The organism is Nonomuraea polychroma (assembly GCF_004011505.1).
Lineage (GTDB): Bacteria > Actinomycetota > Actinomycetes > Streptosporangiales > Streptosporangiaceae > Nonomuraea > Nonomuraea polychroma.
Window position 1 is genome coordinate 1716389 of sequence record NZ_SAUN01000001.1, and the last position, 15449, is coordinate 1731837.

Consider the following 15449-nt stretch of genomic DNA (forward strand, 5'->3'; position numbering starts at 1 on the left):
GACCCCTGCGCCGATCGTATCCGCTCACTGAGCGCTTGCGGCGCCTGTGCGCCTGGCGCCTCGTCGGGATCTTGAGGCCGATCGGTCGGATGCTCTATAACAAGTAGTACTACTTTATGTAGAGCTAGTCGGGAGGTCGCCGGTGCGGGTGCTTGTGGTGGGGGCGGGGATCAGCGGGCTCGCGGCGGCGCGGGGGTTGATCGCCGCGGGGCACGAGGTCGTGGTGCTGGAACAGGCGCAAGGGCTGCGTCTCGGGGGTGGGGCCATCACGTTGTGGTGCAACGGTACGGCGATCCTCGGCGATCTCGGCGTGGGGCTGGAGGGGGCGGGGCAGCGGCTGACGACCTTGTGCCTGCGGACCGCGAGCGGACGCCACGTGCTGGAGTTCGACCTGGAAGCTCTGGCGGAGCGGTTCGGGTCGGCGGCGCGAGTGATCCCGCGCGGGTCGCTGATCACGCTGCTGGCGAGCGGGCTGCCGGAGGGGACCGTACGGTTCGGCGTGCGGGTCATGGATCTGCGGGCCGACGGCGACGGTGTACGGGTGCGGACGGATGAAGGTCAGGAATACAGCGGTGACTTCCTGGTCGGGGCCGACGGGGTGCACTCGCGGGTACGCACCCTTGTGCTGGGCGGTGGTCAGGCGGGCCTGACCGGTGCGGCGGTCTGGCAGGGTCTGACGCCGGCTCCGTTCGATCCCGGTTCGACCACGACGTTGATGGTCGGCCGGCAGGGCGACTTCGGGTTCATGGGCGCGGGCGACGGGCTCATGCAGTGGTTCTTCGACGTGCCGTGGTCGCCGGGCGCGCCGCCGGAGGACAAGCCGCTGGAGATGCTCCGCCGCCGGTTCGCCGGCTGGGGTGCGCCGGTCGAGCAGGTTCTGGCGTCGCTGGAGGACGGTGACGCCGAGGTGTTCCCGCACACCCGGCACAAGGTGCCGCGCCGCTGGGGGGACGGGCGGTGCGTGCTGCTCGGGGACGCGGCGCACGGAATGCCGCCCGTCATGGCGCACGGCACGAACCAGGCGCTCGAGGACGTGGCGACGCTGGTGGAGTGCCTGGGCACCGTACCCGATCCGCGTGCGGTCGTAGGCGTGTACTCCTCCAGGAGGAGGCGGCGGGCGGCCCTGGCCTCCACGGTCGCCTCACGCGCCCTCGCGGTGTCCGGCCCCAGGACGGTGATGCAGAGCGAGCACCTCATCCGGATGAACGGTGCCACACCGCCGCGTCTTGCCACTCGCGGCTTCGGGCTCCTGCTCCGCAGCCTCAGCAATCGGATCTAGGTAGGCGTGGCGAGGCCGGGGCGTGGTCATCGCCCCGGCCTCGCCGACCGCTTCTCAGCTGGAGTAAACCGTCATGGGCGGCTCAGGCCCAGCGTGTACGAGCCCGACCCGCTGTAAGCGTGCACCCGATACCGGTAGTAACCGGCGGTGCCGTTGTAGCTGATCGTCTCGTCGGGATTCGGGCTGTCGCCTCTGGCCACCACGGACCATGACGAGCCATTCCACTTCTGGAGGTACACATCGAAGTCCGCACCGTTCGGACCGTCGAGGCAGGCGGAGTGGGTGCCGGACACCGTCGCCTGGTAGTAGGAGCCGTTCGGCTGGTACGCGCTCGCGTTCGAGGTCAGCGACCCGCTGTAGGTCTCCTCAAGGCCCTGGCACCCGGTCGGCGGCGGGTCGGTGCCCCCGGCGGTGACCAGGGTCAAGCCGCCCACGGAGAGGATCTCGCCCACGGGCTGGAAGTACGTGGTGCCGCCCACGGTGCAGTTGCCCGAGCCGCCAGAGGTCATGCCCTGCGCCTGGTCGCCCGAGATGAACGAGCCGCCCGAGTCGCCGCCCTCGGCGCACACCGTGGTACGCGTCAGCCCGGTCACGGTGCCCTCCGGGTAGTTGACGGTGGCGTTGAGCGCGGTCACCGTGCCGCAGCGCCACTGCGTGGTCGAGCCGGAGCGGCAGACCGAGCCCTGGGGCTGGGTGACGGTGGCGCCGCGTACCGGGAGGATTCCGGCGCTGTAGCCGTTCACGACGCCGGGGGCGGTCCACTGTGAGTTGGTGGCGACCCACGCGTAGTCGTTGCCGGGGAAGGACGAGATCTGGACCGTGCCCTGCGCCACCCGGTTGTAGCCGGTCGTGGTCACGCCCGTGGCGCCGCAGTGGCCCGCGGTGGTGAAGCCGAGCTGGGTGCCGCGCCTGGCGGCGAAGCCGACGGAGCAGCGGTAACCCTCCGAGGTGTAGTACGCGTCCCCGCCCCGGATGTCGTAGAACAGGCGCGGTCGCTCGGCCGACGGCTCGACCTTGACGGCCGCCGCGTCCACGCCGCTGGCGGTGATCCAGGACTGTGCCGCCGCCGTGTCGTTCGCCGCCACGACGACCGAGTTGTCCTGGGGCGAGATGGCCCAGCTGTGGACGGCGGCGGGCGGCGCGGTCCGGTCCAAGCTGTCCTTGACGGCGGAGAGCTGGGCCAGCGTCCGCGGCACGATGCGGGCCACGCCGCCCGCGCGGCGGATCTCGGCGGCGTCGGCCGGGTCGACGCTGGCCACGACGAAGGTGCTCTCGGCGCCTTCGTACCAGATGCCGGCGAAGCGGTCGCCGAGCTTCTTGCGCAGGGCCGGGGCGGCGGAGTTGCCGCGCGCCTCGTTCGCCAGGCGGTTGATCACCTGGGCTTCGGTGATGCCGAGATCGCGTTCCAGCGCGTCCACCACGCCAGAGGGCGGCTTCCCGGCAGAAGAACCGGCAGAAGAAACGGTGGAGGAGGATGCGGAGACGGCGGGGGTGGCCGTCACGACTAACGCGCCGATCGCGATCGCGATCAGCGCCGGGGTGCGAAGCATGATGGTCTCCTCGCTGCTGGGGGTGCCGTCACGGTAACGGCGGACCCAGAAGCGGAGGAGTACTACTTTGCCCCTATCACCGTGTTATGGCGCGGTGCCATATCCCGGATTTCGTACCAGCCAGTCGTGGTAGACCGGGCTCCGGCGTACGGCCTCCTTGTGGGCCTCCTTGGCCTGTGCCACCACCCAGGCGGCATCGGGTGCGGTGGGGTGGCGGCCGAGGAGCTGCCGCCAGCGCAGCGGCGCGCCCGCGAGCGGGACCATGACGAGCCCCTGGGCGGCCTGGTGGGTGGCCTGGCAGAGCACCACGGCGCGGCCGACCTGCGCGAGGTGCGTGCACGTCGACACGTCCGTCTCGTAGATCGTGCCGGGGGTGAACCCGGCGCGGGCGCACGCCATCGCGAAGCAGTCGGCGAAACAGCCGTCGCCGGGCGTCACCGCCCACTGCTCGCGGGCGAGATCGGCCAGCTCCACCTCCTTCTCCCTGGCGGCGGGGTGGGCCTCGGCGACCAGGCAGAAGACGGGGTCGAGGCTGATCGTCTCCCACACGAGCGAGCCGGTGGGGGTGCCGGAGTCGCCGCAGGCGCCCGTCAGCACGTAGTCGAGGCGGCCGAGCTCGACCATGCCGGCCAGCTCGTGTGCCGACCAGGACGTGTACGTGCTGACCTGGCGCTCGGCGGCCAGCCGGTCGACCAGACCGCCGAGTATCGGCCCGTTGGTGGCGCCGATGCGGAAGCCGGGGGAGGGGGCGTGGGCGAATCGTACGGCCTCCTCCTGCAGTTCTTTGGCAGCGGGGAGGAGCACCCGTGCCCTGGCGAGCACGAGTTCGCCGAGGCGGGTGGGCCTGGCGCCGTGGCGGTCGCGTTCGAAGAGGGCGCCGCCGAGCACCCTCTCGATACGCTTGAGCTGGGCGGTCAGGGCCGGTTGTGCCAGCCCGAGTAGGGACGCGGCCTTGCTCACACTTCCCGCGTCCGCGACCGCGCGGACGATCCTGAGGTGCCTGAGCTCGAGGTCCATAACGGGAAGGTAAAGCCCGGACATCTTACAGACAATCCCTATATGTCAGGAAATATGACAGATATTGTCGGGGGACTCTGGGGTAGAGGGAAACCCATGACGACGATGGGAATAGACCCGGCCCAGCTCAGCGACGATGACCTGGTACGCGAGCTGCGTCAGCTGCACGCCACGAGGAGCGACACCTTCTTCCACGGCTCCGACGACGCCCTGGCCATGCACACGTCCCGCACCAACGAGCTCGAGTCCGAATACCTCCGCCGGTACCCGGATCGTGAGGTCGACCCCTTCAGATTGAGGGAGGGAGCGAGGCAGCGCTGATGTCCGAAGCTCACGATGTGCAGGCGTTGTCGGACGTCGACATCCATGTGTACGAGGCCGTGGCGTCCCAAGCCGTGGAGAAGGGCCACGCGGACCTCGACGGGCTGATCCGGGCGTCGGGGATGGCCGAGGAAGACCTGCGCGGGAGCCTGGCGCGGCTGGTCGGGCACGGGTATGTGGTGCCCAAGGGCGACGGGTACGGGCTGGGGCCGCACACGTTCGAGGTCGAGTACTGATCGGTCTCTGGGCGTCACACCTCCAGGACCAGCTTGCCGACGAAGTCGCCGCCTTCCATCAGCGCGTGCGCCTTCGCGGCCTCGGCCAGCGGGAACACCCGGTCCACGTGCGCGGCCAGCCGCCCCTCCGCCACCAGGGCGGCGATCGACTCCAGCGCCGCGTGGTCGGGCTCCACGATGAACACGCCGGAGCGCAGCCCTGCCCGCTCGTATGCGGCCACGTCCTCGGGCGTCATCCCCGCGGCGCCGATGAACGCGCCCCCGGGCCGCAACACGGGAAGCGACCTGGCCGGATAGTCCTTGCCGACCATGTCGAGCACGACGTCCACGTCGGAGACCGCACGGGCGAAGTCCACGGCGGTGTAGTCGATCACCTCGTCCGCCCCCACCCCCTGCACGAACGCGTGCTTGGCGGCCCGCGCCGTGCCGATCACGTACGCGCCGCGTAGTTTGGCCAGCTGCACGGCCAGGTGGCCGACGCCCCCGGCGGCCCCGTGGACGAGCACCCGCTGCCCCGCCGTGACCTCCGCGACGTCCTCGAACGCCTGCCAGGCGGTCAGCGCCGGCATCGGCAGCGCCGCGGCCTGCACGTGATCGACCCCGTCCGGCTTGCGGGCGAACTGCCGCGGCCTGGCCACCACGTACTCGGCGTACGCGCCGGCGTAGAGCGGGAAATCGACCATCCCGAAGACCTCGTCCCCGGGCTTGAACCGGCCGACGTACTCGCCGGCCTCCTCGACCACGCCCGAGATGTCCCACCCGGGAGTCAGCGGCAGATCGACGTAGTCGGGCGGGTAGGGGACCCGCCGCAGCTTCCAGTCGGGCGGGTTGACGCCCGCCGCCCGCACCCGTACGAGCACCTCGTGCGCCTGCGGCACGGGCCGCGCCACCTCGGCGATCTCCAGAACGTCAGGCTCCCCGAAGGAGCGATAAGTAACAGCACGCATGACACACATGCTGCTGGCCCCTGGTATCCGTTGTGAAGAAGGCACTTGTTTGGTATTCAGGTACCTCATGGATACCAGGTTTCCGGATCTCCGGCAGTACGGCGGCGCCGAGGCGTTCCTCCGGGCGTGCAAGCCCAACACGGTTCTCGAGATCTTCACCAGCAAGTGGACGGGCCTGGTGCTGGGCGCGCTGCTCGACGGCCCCAGGCGCTTCAACGAGCTGCGCAGGATGCTCGACGGCATCACCCAGAAGATGCTCTCCCAGACCCTGCGCACGCTGGAGCGGGACGGCCTGGTCAGCCGCACGGTCTATCCGACGATCCCGCCGCGGGTGGACTACGCGCTGACCGGCCTCGGCACCAGCGCCATGGGCGTGTTGCGGGCCATCGGCGCGTGGGCGGGGGAGCACGCCGACGACGTCATCGCCGCGCGCGAGGCGTACGACCAAGAAGGCCCAGGAGCCGGTCAGATCCGTCTGACCCGGGCCCACACCACGAACGTGCCGCCGAACACCGCCATGACCAGCCCGGTCCACAGGTTCACGGCGCTGCCCAGGACGCCGGCGATGATGAGGATCACGCCGTAGATCAGGAACAGCCCGCCGATCACCATCCGGATGTCACTCATATGATCACTCCGTACATCACGGCCGCCAGGACGAGGGCGCCGGTGCCCAGCAGCACCGGCGAGCGGTACCACCTGGCGTCCCCGGCCAGCGCGTCGTCCTCGATGGTGACGTCGCTGAGCCCGTAGACGAGCCCGCGCAGCTCCTCCTGCGGCTTCTGCGTCGTGACCAGCGTGACCACCACGGACACCACCACGTCCACGGCGAACGCCAGGCCCGCGCCCCAGAAGCTGGCGTTCAGCTCGGTGCCGAAGTCCACGTACCCGCTCTTGTACAGGATGTACGACGCGAACGCGGCGAGCGTGCCCGCGAGCAGCCCCCAGAAGCCGGCCCACGGCGTCATCCGCCGCCAGAACAGGCCCACGATGAACGTCGCGAACAGCGGCGCGTTGAAGAACGAGAACAGCGCCTGCAGGTAGTTCATGATGTTGGAGTAGCCGGCGGCGATGAACGCCGTCCCCACCCCCATCGCCACGCCCACCACGGTCGCGATCCGGCCCACCCGCACGTAGTAGTCGTCGTCGCGGTCCCGCACCAGATGCGCCTGCCAGATGTCGTTGGTGAACACCGTGTTGAACCCGCTGATGTTGGCCGCCATCCCCGCCATGAACGACGCCAGCAGCCCGGTCACCGCGACCCCCAGCACCCCGTTCGGCAGCAGGTCGCGCATCAGCAGCGGGATCGCGTTGTTGTACGCCTGCCCGCGGCCCAGATCGCTGAAGAGCACCAGCGCGATCATGCCCGGCAGCACCGTCACCAGCGGGATGAAGATCTTCGGGAACGCGGCGATGATGGGCGTCATCCGGGCCGCGTTCGTGTTCCTGGCCGACAACGCCCGCTGCACCTCGGCGAAGTTCGTCGTCCAGTAGCCGAACGACAGCACGAAGCCGAGCCCGAACACGATGCCGATCCAGTGCGCCTGCATCGGGTTCTCGCCCGTGCCCATCCCCGCCCACGAGTGCAGGCCGCCCTCGCCGAGTGTGCTCTGCCGCACTCTGTCGAACAGGCCGGTGATCCCGCCCACCTTCATCAGCCCGAGCACGGTCAGCGGGATCAGGCCGGCGAGGATCACGAAGAACTGCAGGACCTCGTTGTAGATGGCCGAGGAGAGCCCGCCGAGCGTGATGTACGTCAGCACGATCATCGCCGAGATCACCACCGAGACCGGCAGCGGCCAGCCCAGCAGGGCTTCCATGACCAGCGCCAGCGCGTACAGGTTCACCCCGGCGATGAGGATCTGCGCGACCGCGAACGTGATCGCGTTCAGCAGCTGCGTGGCCCCGTTGAACCGCCGGCGCAGGAACTCGGGCACACTGCGGACCCTGGAGCGGTAGTAGAACGGCATCATCACGATGCCGAGGAACACCATCGCCGGGACCGCGCCGATCCAGTAGTAGTGCACGGTCATCGCGCCGTACTGGGCGCCGTTGGCCGCCATGCCCAGGATCTCGATCGCGCCCAGGTTCGCCGACACGAACGCCAGGCCGGTCACCCACGCCGGCAGCCCTCGGCCGGCCAGGAAGAAATCCAGGCTGGTGCTGATCCGGCTGCGCGCGGCGAAGCCGATCCCGATCACGGTGGCGAAATAGAGGGCGATGAGGAGGTAGTCGAGGACGTTCACGTCAAGCCGCACCCGCACCCGCTACCCGGGAAAGTCACAACATCACCCAAGAGGCGTAATGTCGTGTCTGTGGACGTCGCCGATCTGACCCCGGCGCAGGCGCGGGAGCGGTTCCGCACCGGCGAGCGGGTGCCCACCGCGGGCTGGTGCCGGGGCTGGACGCAGGCCAACCTGATCGCCGTGCCCGCGCGGCTGCGGTACGAGCTGCTGCTGTTCGCCCACCACAACCCCCAGGCGTGTCCGGTGCTCGACGTGGGCGAGCCGGGCGCCTGGTCCACGGCTCTGTTCACCGGTGATCTCCGTACCGACCTGCCGGGATACCGGCTCTACCGGGACGGCCGCCCGGTCGCCGACCTCGACGAGGTGGTGGAGGAGTGGCGTGCGGACCTCGTGCCGTTCCTCATCGGCTGCAGCTTCACCTTCGAGCGGGCGCTGCTCGCGGCCGGGGTGCCGGTGCGGCACCTGGAGCTGGGGACGAACGTGCCGATGTACGTCACCAACGTTCCGTGCGAGGCGTCGGGCAGCCTGTCCGGGCCGCTGGTCGTGTCGATGCGGCCGGTGCCGGAGGAGCTGGTGAAAACCGCCGTCGAGGTGAGCGGGCGCTACCCGCGGGTGCACGGGGCACCGGTGCACATCGGCGACCCCGCCGCGATCGGCATCGGCGACCTGGCCCGGCCGGACTTCGGTGACCCGGTGGAGGTGCGCGCCGGCGAGGTGCCGCTGTTCTGGGCGTGCGGGGTGACGCCGCAGGCGGCGATCATGGCCAGCGGCGTCGACTACGCGATCGGGCACCTGCCCGGTCACATGGCGATCCTGGACGTCCGGGACGAGGACTACCGGCTGGTCTGAGCCGGGATGCCCGCCGCCGTGAGCTGCTCGCCGACCGGCGGCGCGCCGCACCGGTTGTCGATCTCCAGGTACGGGACGACCGGCGGCTCGTCCACCCGGATGTTCCGCAGATAGTCGGCGAACGCCGCCAGCTTGCCCGCGTCCCTGCCGTACCCCCTGGCGGTGAGGCGCTCACGCAGGGTCGGGCCGTCGGAACGCACCCAGAGCAGCCGCACCGGCGGGCCGCCCAGCTCCGTCACCCACTCCGCCCACCTGGCGGCGTCGTGGACCTGGGTGGTGAACGGGCCGTCGAGCAGCACCGGGCAGCCGTGCCCGCGGATCTGCCTGGCCAGCCTGGTCAGGCCGGCGTATTCGTGGCGCTTGATGTGCTGGTCGTACCAAGGTCCCTCGCGTTCGCCGTCCGGCCTGCCGTGGGCGCGCAGGACCTCCGCCACGAAGTCGCCGTACGCGGTGTCCTTGTCGAGCACGGCGGGCACGGGGGACAGGCGGGCGAGCAGCTCGGCCGCCACCGTGGACTTGCCCGCGCCCGGCGGACCGCTGATCACCCAGACAGTGCTCATGGGGTCAAACATAGGGCGGCCGTCACGCCCAGCGGCCTGCCACAGCCGCGCCTACGCAGATCTGCGTACGCCGGTGCCTCGGCTGGGCGGACGACGTCCGGGGGCCCGCCGGTCAGACTCGGTGTCCATGCTGACCGTGTTGATCAGGGCGTTCCGCGTGCCCGACCTGCGTAAGAAGCTGCTGTTCACGCTCGCGCTCATCGCGCTGTTCCGGCTGGGGCAGGTCATGCCGTCGCCGGGGGTGGACGTGGTGGCGGTGCGGGAATGTGTGAGCACGGCCGACGGCGGGCTCTTCGACCTGGCGCAGATGCTCAGCGGGGGCGCGATGTTGCAGCTGTCGGTGTTCGCGCTCGGCGTGATGCCCTACATCACCGCCAGCATCGTCATGCAGCTCTTCGCCGTGCTGGTGCCGCACCTGGACGCGCTGAGGAAGGAGGGGCAGCGGGGGCAGGCGAAGATCACCCAGTACACGCGGTACCTGACCGTCGCGCTCGCCCTGCTGAACGCCGGCACCGTCGTCGCGCTGGCCCGCACCGGTCAGCTGCTGCCCGGCTGCGCCCGTCCGCTGCTGAGGGACGACGGCCTGCTCTCCTCCGCCGTGCTCGTGCTGACCATGGTGGCGGGGGCCTGCGTGGTCATGTGGCTGGGCGAGCTGATCACCGATCGGGGGATCGGCAACGGCATGTCGCTGCTCATGTTCACCCAGGTCGTCGCCGTCTTCCCGGGGTACATGGCGAAGATCTTCGTGCTGACGCCGGTCGGCGCCGTGGTGATGATCGTGGCGGGGTTGTTCCTGGTGGCGGCCGTGGTGTTCGTGGAGCAGGCGCAGCGGCGGGTGCCGGTGCAGTACGCCAAGCGCATGGTGGGACGGCGCATGTACGGCGGGAGCAGCACGTACATCCCGCTCAAGGTGAACCAGGCGGGCATCGTCCCGGTCATCTTCACCTCGTCGCTGCTCTACCTGCCGACGCTCGCGGCGCCGCTGCTCGGGGACGAGGCGGGGGCCTGGGTGGCGCGGAACCTGACCTCGGGGACGCATCCGCTCTACATGTCCGTGTACGTGCTGCTGATCGTGGCGTTCGCCTACTTCTACGTGTCGATCACCTTCAATCCCGACGAGGTGGCCGACAACATGCGGCGCTACGGCGGGTTCGTGCCCGGCATCCGGCCGGGGCGGTCCACCGCGCGGTATCTGGCGTACGTGCTGTCCCGGCTGACCGCGCCGGGGGCGGCGTACCTGGGGGTGCTCGCGTTGTTGCCGCTGGTGGCCTTCGCGATTCTGAAGGACCCCGGCACCCAGCAGAACTTCCCGTTCGGTGGGGCCAGCGTGCTGATCATGGTCGGCGTCGGGCTCGACACCGTCAAGCAGATCGAGGCCCAGCTGCAGCAGCGCAACTACGAGGGGTTCCTGAAGTAGCGGTGTCAGGGAGGGGCCGTCAGGCCGGCGCGCATGGCGAACACCACGAGCTGCGCCCGGTCCCTGGCGCGCAGCTTCACCATGGCCCGGCTGACGTGGGTGCGCACGGTGTCGGGGCTGATCACCAGCTCCTTGGCGATCTCCTCGTTCGACCTGCCGGTGGCCACCCACGCCACCATCTCCCGCTCCCTGGGCGTGAGCGTCTCGATGCCCTCGACCGGCTCCGTCCCGTGCCGGCCGAACAGGCCGATCACCTTCCTGGTGATCGCCGGCGACAGCAGCGCGTCACCGGCGGCGACCACGCGGACCGCGTTGACCAGCTCGTCCGGGGCGCTGTCCTTCAGCACGAAACCGCTGGCGCCGGCCTGGAGGGCGGCGAAGACGTACTCGTCGACGGCGAACGTGGTCACCACCACGATCTTCGTGCCCCGCAGCTCCGGGTCCTCGGCGATCGCCCGGAGGGTGGCCAGGCCGTCCATGCCGGGCATGCGGATGTCGAGCAGGAGCACGTCGGGGCGGGTCCGCCGCATCAGCGTCAGCGCCGCCGCCCCGTCGGCCGCCTCGCCGACGCACTCCATGCCGGGCTCGCGATCCAGGAGCGCCCGCAGCCCCATCCGCACGACGGCCTGATCGTCGGCAATGGCCACCCGGACACTCTTCGCAGCGCCGGGAGCGTCCGCTCTGCCGCCCTGCGCAGAGCCGGGCGCGGTCACGCTGAGCCCTGCGGGAACCTGGCGATCACCTGGAAGCCGCCGCCCGCCCGCGGTCCGGCGGCGAGATGGCCGCCCGCCTCGGCGACCCGGGTCCGCATCCCCGAGAGCCCTCGGCCCTCCGCCGCGCCCGCCGCGCCCGTCGCGCCGACGCCCCGGTCGGCCACCTCGATCACGAAGGCCTGCGGATCGTTCGACACCCGCACCAGCGCCCTGGTCGGGCCCGCGTGGCGGAGCACGTTGGTGAGGGACTCGCGCACCACCCGGTAGACGGTCCCGCGTAGATGCCCGGGCACGGCGGGGTGCGCGGGCTCCAGGTCCACCGGCAGGCCCGCCGCCCGCACGCCGCCGATCAGGCGGGTCAGGTCGCCGTCGGGCTGATCGATGCCGTCGAGCGCGGCCCGCAGCTGGGCGAGTGCCGTCACGCTGGTCTCCCTGATGGCCTGCAGGGAGAGCCGCGCCTGCTCGGGGTCGTCGTCGAGGGTGACGAGTGCGAGCCCGGCCTGCATGGCGATGGCCGCCAGCCCGTGTCCGGCGGCGTCATGCACTTCACCGGCGATCCTCGCGCGCTCCAGTGCCCTCGCCCGTTCCAGCGACACCGCATCCGCATCGGCCGGTCCGGCCGGCGCCGGGACTGTCCCGTTCAGGCGGGACGGGGACGGCGCGGTGGCCGATCCGCAGGTTTCTGAGGGCGTGTCCGCCCACGTCGTGCGGCGTATCGTCGTCAGGGGCGCCGGGCGAGGGCCGGGGAGACTCCACGCCACCTGGTGCGCCCATGGGCCGGCCTGCGTCACCGCATCCGCGGAGAGCTGGGGCGGCTCGGCGTCGGCCGCGGCCGCCGCGGCGGCGCGGGCCTGGGCGAGGCCGCTGAACGACCACGGGACGGCCAGCCAGCCCGCCCACGCCAGCATGAGCACGACCGGAATGTCGCCCAGCCGGGTCAGGCGCGACAGAGCGGAGAGCGGCCTGCGCAGGCGGCCGCCCCTCGGCGTGTGCTCCGTCTCCATCCCCCACCCGACCAAGAGCCGTCGTAGCCCCGATCCTAGCGAGTTTTCACACCCTCCGGTTCGACATCGGCCCGCCCAGCCCCCAAGAGATGATCTTGTTGGGCTTGATCCTGATGATCTCCCTCGAGAAGCCGTGGAACGGCGGCTCCTGCCCCGTCAGCGCCTCCGCCGTGCCCCGGATCTCGACGCCCCGCACCGTCCACGGATTCATCGAGGCGAGATCGTCCACCACGAACGCCACCGTGCTCCCTGCCTGGACGTTCTTGAACTTCTTGGAGTTGCCAAGGTCGTGCCCGCCGATGTCGATCGTGCCCGCGTCGGGGTCGACGAAGAAACCGGTGGGGCTGTTCTGGACCTGTCCGTCGGGGGAGACGGTCGCCAGGCGCCCCAGCCGTTGGGTGGCCAGATATTCGAGCTCTGCTCGCGTGAAGGTCATACGGTCAGCGTGCAACCTCAAGCGCTATTGAGGTCAAGCCGAGCCGGAGGTCAGCCACCGCAGCGGGTTGTCGTGGGTGAGCAGGCGGATCGTGTCCTCGCTCGTGTCCGCGTCGCGCAGGCGGGGCAGCAGGTCGTGGAACAGCCGGGCATACCCCGGGCCGCCGTACTTGCGCAGCTGCGCGACCCGGCTCACGCCGGTGCTGATCAGCAGGCGGTCGGCGTGACCGTCCTCGATGAGGCCGAGCGCGATCCTGGCCGCCTGGTCGGCGCCATGACCGAGCACGCTCAGGCTCACGTACGCGCCCTCCTCGGCGATCTTGCGGGCGGCGCCCAGGTCGGTGCCGGCGTAGCCGACCGCCACCCGGGAGCTCGGCAGGTTCTCACCGAGCAGGATCTCCAGCAGGGCCAGGGCGTTCTTGCCGTGGGTGGCGACGGGCAGGCGGGACTGCAGGGACGCGCGGGCGGCGGCGATCAAGCAGCGTTCCTCGCGCGGCGTGGGCTCGGGACCCCAGCTGCCGACCTCGCCGATCACGCCGGGGAACACCCCCGTGCCGTCCAGGCCGCTGCTGATCTCGTACATGAGCTGCCTGGTGAGCGTGTCCACGTCCTCGTCGCGCACCTCCGTGAACGGCTCCGCGAACAGACCCGTCGAGGCGATCACCGGCACCCGGCCGCTCGCCGCGACGCGGGCCAGCGTGGCCGCGTCGCGGCCCATGCCGATGCTGGTCAGATCCACCACCAGGCCCAGGTCGCCGGACGTGCGCAGCTCGCGCAGCTCGGCGGTGACGGACGCCTCCTCGTCGAGCCAGCGGTAGGGGTCGGAGTCGATGCCGACGGCCCAGCGCAGGTCGGTACGCAGGTGCTCGTGGGGCAGAACGGCGCCGGTGACGGCGGCCGCCCGTACGGGGCCGGTGACGGTACGCAGCAAAACCTCGGGCATAGCAGACATTAACCGATATTTGCTGAAAGGTGGCAGCTCAGGCGGCCATGCGCCGTAAATTTTACGATGCGCATGGTTTGGTGATTTGCTAGTCATCTGCAAGTTGACGACACGGACGGGGTCGTATCCTGGGGGGCACACCGATCGCTGCCGGGGGTAGTTGTGCCGATTAAGAACTCCGACACCGGCGACGCCGACGTCATCAAGGGGGAGGCCGCCGAGGAGTCCGCCATGCCCGGACGCCGCCGTGGCATCCACGGATGGCTCGACGGCATCAGGGCCACGCGCACGGGCGCGCTGACGCTGAAGATCGTCATCGGCGTGATCGGAACCGTCATGGTGGTGGGCGGCCTCATCATGGTGCCGTTCCCCGGGCCGGGATGGCTGGTGGTGTTCGCCGGCCTGGCGGTGCTGGCCACGGAGTTCCACTGGGCGCACAAGGTGCTGGAGTTCGGCAAGAGCACGCTGCACGCCTGGACGGAGTGGTACAAGAGGCAGGGCTGGACGGTCCGCATCATTGTGCTCATCGTCACGCTGGCAGCGGCCTGCGTGATCGTTTACTTCGGCCTGCTGACCCTGGGCTTCGACGTCATCGAGATCGCGCAGCGTTACATCTAGACCCGGTCGTTATGGCCGCCCGGAATCGGGCCAATAGCCGCCTATTCTGCGGGCGTGATCGCCGAAGTCGCTCTCGCCCTGTCGTTGACCATATCCGCCGCCCCGGTGGATCTTCCGGGCACCGGCGGCATGAAATATCGCGAAAATGCCGGAGATCCCGTCCAGCTCACGGCGTACGGCCTCGGCACCAAGCGCACCTACCTCAGGTCCGTCACCGGCGCCGCCTTCGCCTGGGAGAAAACCCTCGGCGAGGTGTCCGTCGCGCCCGGGGGCCGGCTGGCGGCGGGCGTGCCGGCGGCGTACCGCTCCGGCTACGACGCCCTCGTCGTCACCGACCGCACCACCGGCGACTCCACCACGATCCGCACGGTCAAGAAGCCGCTGACCGCCTCCTACGCCTCCTGGTCCCGCGACGGCAAGAAGGTCGCGCTCACCGTCGAGCAGAAGGTGAGCGGCACGTGGCGGGTGCTCGGGTTCACGGTCGTGGACGTGGCCGCGAAGTCCGCCCGCACGGTGCGCATCCCCGGTCTGAGCGCGAGCGCGGGCTTCTGGTGGAGCCCCGACGGCAACCTCGTCTCCCGGCACGGCGCCGGACTGCGTCTCTATCGGCCGTCCGACGGCGCCGTCATGCGCACGCTCGCGGGCGTCGGCCTGCCGACCGGCCCGGAGGACGCGTTCTCGCCGTCGGGCAAACGCCTGGCCACGTGGTGCCCGTCGCGTTTCAAGGAGCAGCTCTGCCTGGTGGATCCCATCGCCGGCACGATCGCCCAGCGGGTCCACGTACGGCCTGAGGCCGTGTTCGGCTGGTGGGACGAGAGCCACGTCATCGCTGTCCTGCCGTACCAGGGCGCCTATCGCCTGGCGGTCGTAGACCTGCGCGGGAAGGTGACGCGCGTGCTCGCGAGCGTCCCGGCCAAGACGTGGGCCGCGGAGTTGTGGCTCTCCTTCACCCGCAGGTCATAGGTAGAGGCCGGTCCCGTGGTCGGTCTCCTGGGTGGCCACGGCATGCAGGTCGCGCTCGCGCATCACGAGATAGACCTGCGCGTGCACCTCCACCTCGAACTGGTCCTCCGGGTTGAACAGCACCTTGTCGCCCACTTTGACCGAGCGCACGTTCGTGCCTACGCCGCACACCTCGCCCCAGGACAGCCGGTTGGCCATCTTGACCGTTGCCGGAATGACGATGCCGGAGCCGCTGCGCCGCTCCTCCGCCTCCTGCTCCAGCTTGATCATGACCCGGTCGTGCAGCATTTGAATCTCGAACTTGGGCTGTTCCACGGCTCAAGTGTACGAGTCACCGGAGCCGCGCCAGGA

The 15449-nt window shown here is 70.3% G+C and carries 18 protein-coding genes; 8 read left to right on the forward strand and 10 right to left on the reverse strand.

The window, feature by feature from the left end; translation table 11 throughout:
• Positions 1–142: 142 nt before the first annotated feature.
• Positions 143–1279 carry an FAD-dependent oxidoreductase gene (locus EDD27_RS07450; RefSeq protein ID WP_127931703.1) on the forward strand — a complete coding sequence of 379 codons (1137 nt, stop codon included), beginning with the start codon at positions 143–145 and terminating at the stop codon, positions 1277–1279.
• A gap of 71 nt (positions 1280–1350) precedes the next feature.
• Here the strand turns inward: EDD27_RS07450 and EDD27_RS07455 are convergent, their stop codons facing one another.
• Together EDD27_RS07455 and EDD27_RS07460 are read right to left on the reverse strand one after the other, a co-directional pair.
• Positions 1351–2829 (reverse strand): S1 family peptidase, encoded by a 1479-nt coding sequence (locus EDD27_RS07455; protein ID WP_127931704.1) that lies wholly within the window; start codon positions 2827–2829, stop codon positions 1351–1353.
• Between the two features lie 84 nt (positions 2830–2913).
• Complete coding sequence (locus tag EDD27_RS07460; protein WP_127931705.1) at positions 2914–3846, reverse strand: LysR family transcriptional regulator; 933 nt, start codon at positions 3844–3846, stop codon at positions 2914–2916.
• 96 nt (positions 3847–3942) lie between these two features.
• Here EDD27_RS07460 and EDD27_RS07465 point away from each other — a divergent pair, with 96 nt between their 5' ends.
• Positions 3943–4167, forward strand: coding sequence for a DUF6158 family protein (locus tag EDD27_RS07465; protein ID WP_127931706.1), 225 nt, complete (start codon positions 3943–3945; stop codon positions 4165–4167).
• The gene (locus EDD27_RS07470; protein ID WP_127931707.1) at positions 4167–4403 is read left to right on the forward strand and encodes a hypothetical protein; all 237 of its coding nucleotides are present in this window, start codon (positions 4167–4169) and stop codon (positions 4401–4403) included. Before EDD27_RS07465 ends, EDD27_RS07470 begins: the two co-directional genes overlap by 1 nt.
• 14 nt (positions 4404–4417) lie before the next feature.
• Here EDD27_RS07470 and EDD27_RS07475 read toward each other — a convergent pair whose 3' ends face one another.
• Positions 4418–5350, reverse strand: coding sequence for an NADP-dependent oxidoreductase (locus tag EDD27_RS07475; RefSeq protein ID WP_127931708.1), 933 nt, complete (start codon positions 5348–5350; stop codon positions 4418–4420).
• Positions 5351–5417: 67 nt separating this feature from the next.
• On the opposite strand from EDD27_RS07475, the gene EDD27_RS07480 reads away from it, so the two are divergent.
• Positions 5418–5936: a winged helix-turn-helix transcriptional regulator gene (locus EDD27_RS07480; RefSeq protein WP_127931709.1), complete on the forward strand. Its 519-nt coding sequence runs from the start codon at positions 5418–5420 to the stop codon at positions 5934–5936.
• A gap of 37 nt (positions 5937–5973) precedes the next feature.
• On the opposite strand, the gene EDD27_RS07485 is transcribed toward EDD27_RS07480, so the two are convergent.
• Positions 5974–7608 (reverse strand): sodium:solute symporter family protein, encoded by a 1635-nt coding sequence (locus EDD27_RS07485; RefSeq protein WP_241563906.1) that lies wholly within the window; start codon positions 7606–7608, stop codon positions 5974–5976.
• Positions 7609–7665: 57 nt separating this feature from the next.
• Between EDD27_RS07485 and EDD27_RS07490 the strand changes: the two genes are divergently transcribed.
• Positions 7666–8445, forward strand: a complete 780-nt coding sequence (locus EDD27_RS07490) for a putative hydro-lyase (protein WP_206641303.1) — start codon at positions 7666–7668, stop codon at positions 8443–8445.
• Here EDD27_RS07490 and EDD27_RS07495 read toward each other — a convergent pair.
• A complete protein-coding gene (locus EDD27_RS07495; protein WP_127931711.1) occupies positions 8430–9005 on the reverse strand; it encodes a P-loop nucleotide/nucleoside kinase family protein in 576 nt (191 codons plus the stop codon). The two genes, EDD27_RS07490 and EDD27_RS07495, sit on opposite strands and share 16 nt — an antisense overlap.
• A gap of 127 nt (positions 9006–9132) precedes the next feature.
• On the opposite strand from EDD27_RS07495, the gene secY reads away from it, so the two are divergent.
• On the forward strand, positions 9133–10422 hold the full coding sequence (gene secY, locus EDD27_RS07500) for a preprotein translocase subunit SecY (RefSeq protein WP_127931712.1): 1290 nt from the start codon (positions 9133–9135) through the stop codon (positions 10420–10422).
• Positions 10423–10427: 5 nt separating this feature from the next.
• Here secY and EDD27_RS07505 read toward each other — a convergent pair whose 3' ends face one another.
• The 4 genes from EDD27_RS07505 to EDD27_RS07520 all read right to left on the reverse strand — a co-directional run bounded on the left by EDD27_RS07505 (position 10428) and on the right by EDD27_RS07520 (position 13517).
• Complete coding sequence (locus EDD27_RS07505; RefSeq protein WP_277750697.1) at positions 10428–11069, reverse strand: response regulator transcription factor; 642 nt, start codon at positions 11067–11069, stop codon at positions 10428–10430.
• Positions 11070–11131: 62 nt separating this feature from the next.
• Positions 11132–12139 carry a sensor histidine kinase gene (locus tag EDD27_RS07510; RefSeq protein ID WP_127931713.1) on the reverse strand — a complete coding sequence of 336 codons (1008 nt, stop codon included), beginning with the start codon at positions 12137–12139 and terminating at the stop codon, positions 11132–11134.
• A 46-nt stretch (positions 12140–12185) separates the two neighbouring features.
• The gene (locus EDD27_RS07515; protein ID WP_127931714.1) at positions 12186–12575 is read right to left on the reverse strand and encodes a PPOX class F420-dependent oxidoreductase; all 390 of its coding nucleotides are present in this window, start codon (positions 12573–12575) and stop codon (positions 12186–12188) included.
• A gap of 33 nt (positions 12576–12608) precedes the next feature.
• Positions 12609–13517 (reverse strand): phosphotriesterase family protein, encoded by a 909-nt coding sequence (locus EDD27_RS07520; RefSeq protein WP_127931715.1) that lies wholly within the window; start codon positions 13515–13517, stop codon positions 12609–12611.
• Positions 13518–13679: 162 nt separating this feature from the next.
• Between EDD27_RS07520 and EDD27_RS07525 the strand changes: the two genes are divergently transcribed.
• On the forward strand, positions 13680–14135 hold the full coding sequence (locus tag EDD27_RS07525) for a TIGR02611 family protein (RefSeq protein ID WP_127931716.1): 456 nt from the start codon (positions 13680–13682) through the stop codon (positions 14133–14135).
• Between the two features lie 54 nt (positions 14136–14189).
• Positions 14190–15098 (forward strand): TolB family protein, encoded by a 909-nt coding sequence (locus tag EDD27_RS07530; RefSeq protein ID WP_127931717.1) that lies wholly within the window; start codon positions 14190–14192, stop codon positions 15096–15098.
• Here EDD27_RS07530 and EDD27_RS07535 read toward each other — a convergent pair.
• A complete protein-coding gene (locus EDD27_RS07535; protein ID WP_127931718.1) occupies positions 15093–15413 on the reverse strand; it encodes a GroES family chaperonin in 321 nt (106 codons plus the stop codon). The two genes, EDD27_RS07530 and EDD27_RS07535, sit on opposite strands and share 6 nt — an antisense overlap.
• Between the last annotated feature and the right edge of the window lie 36 nt (positions 15414–15449).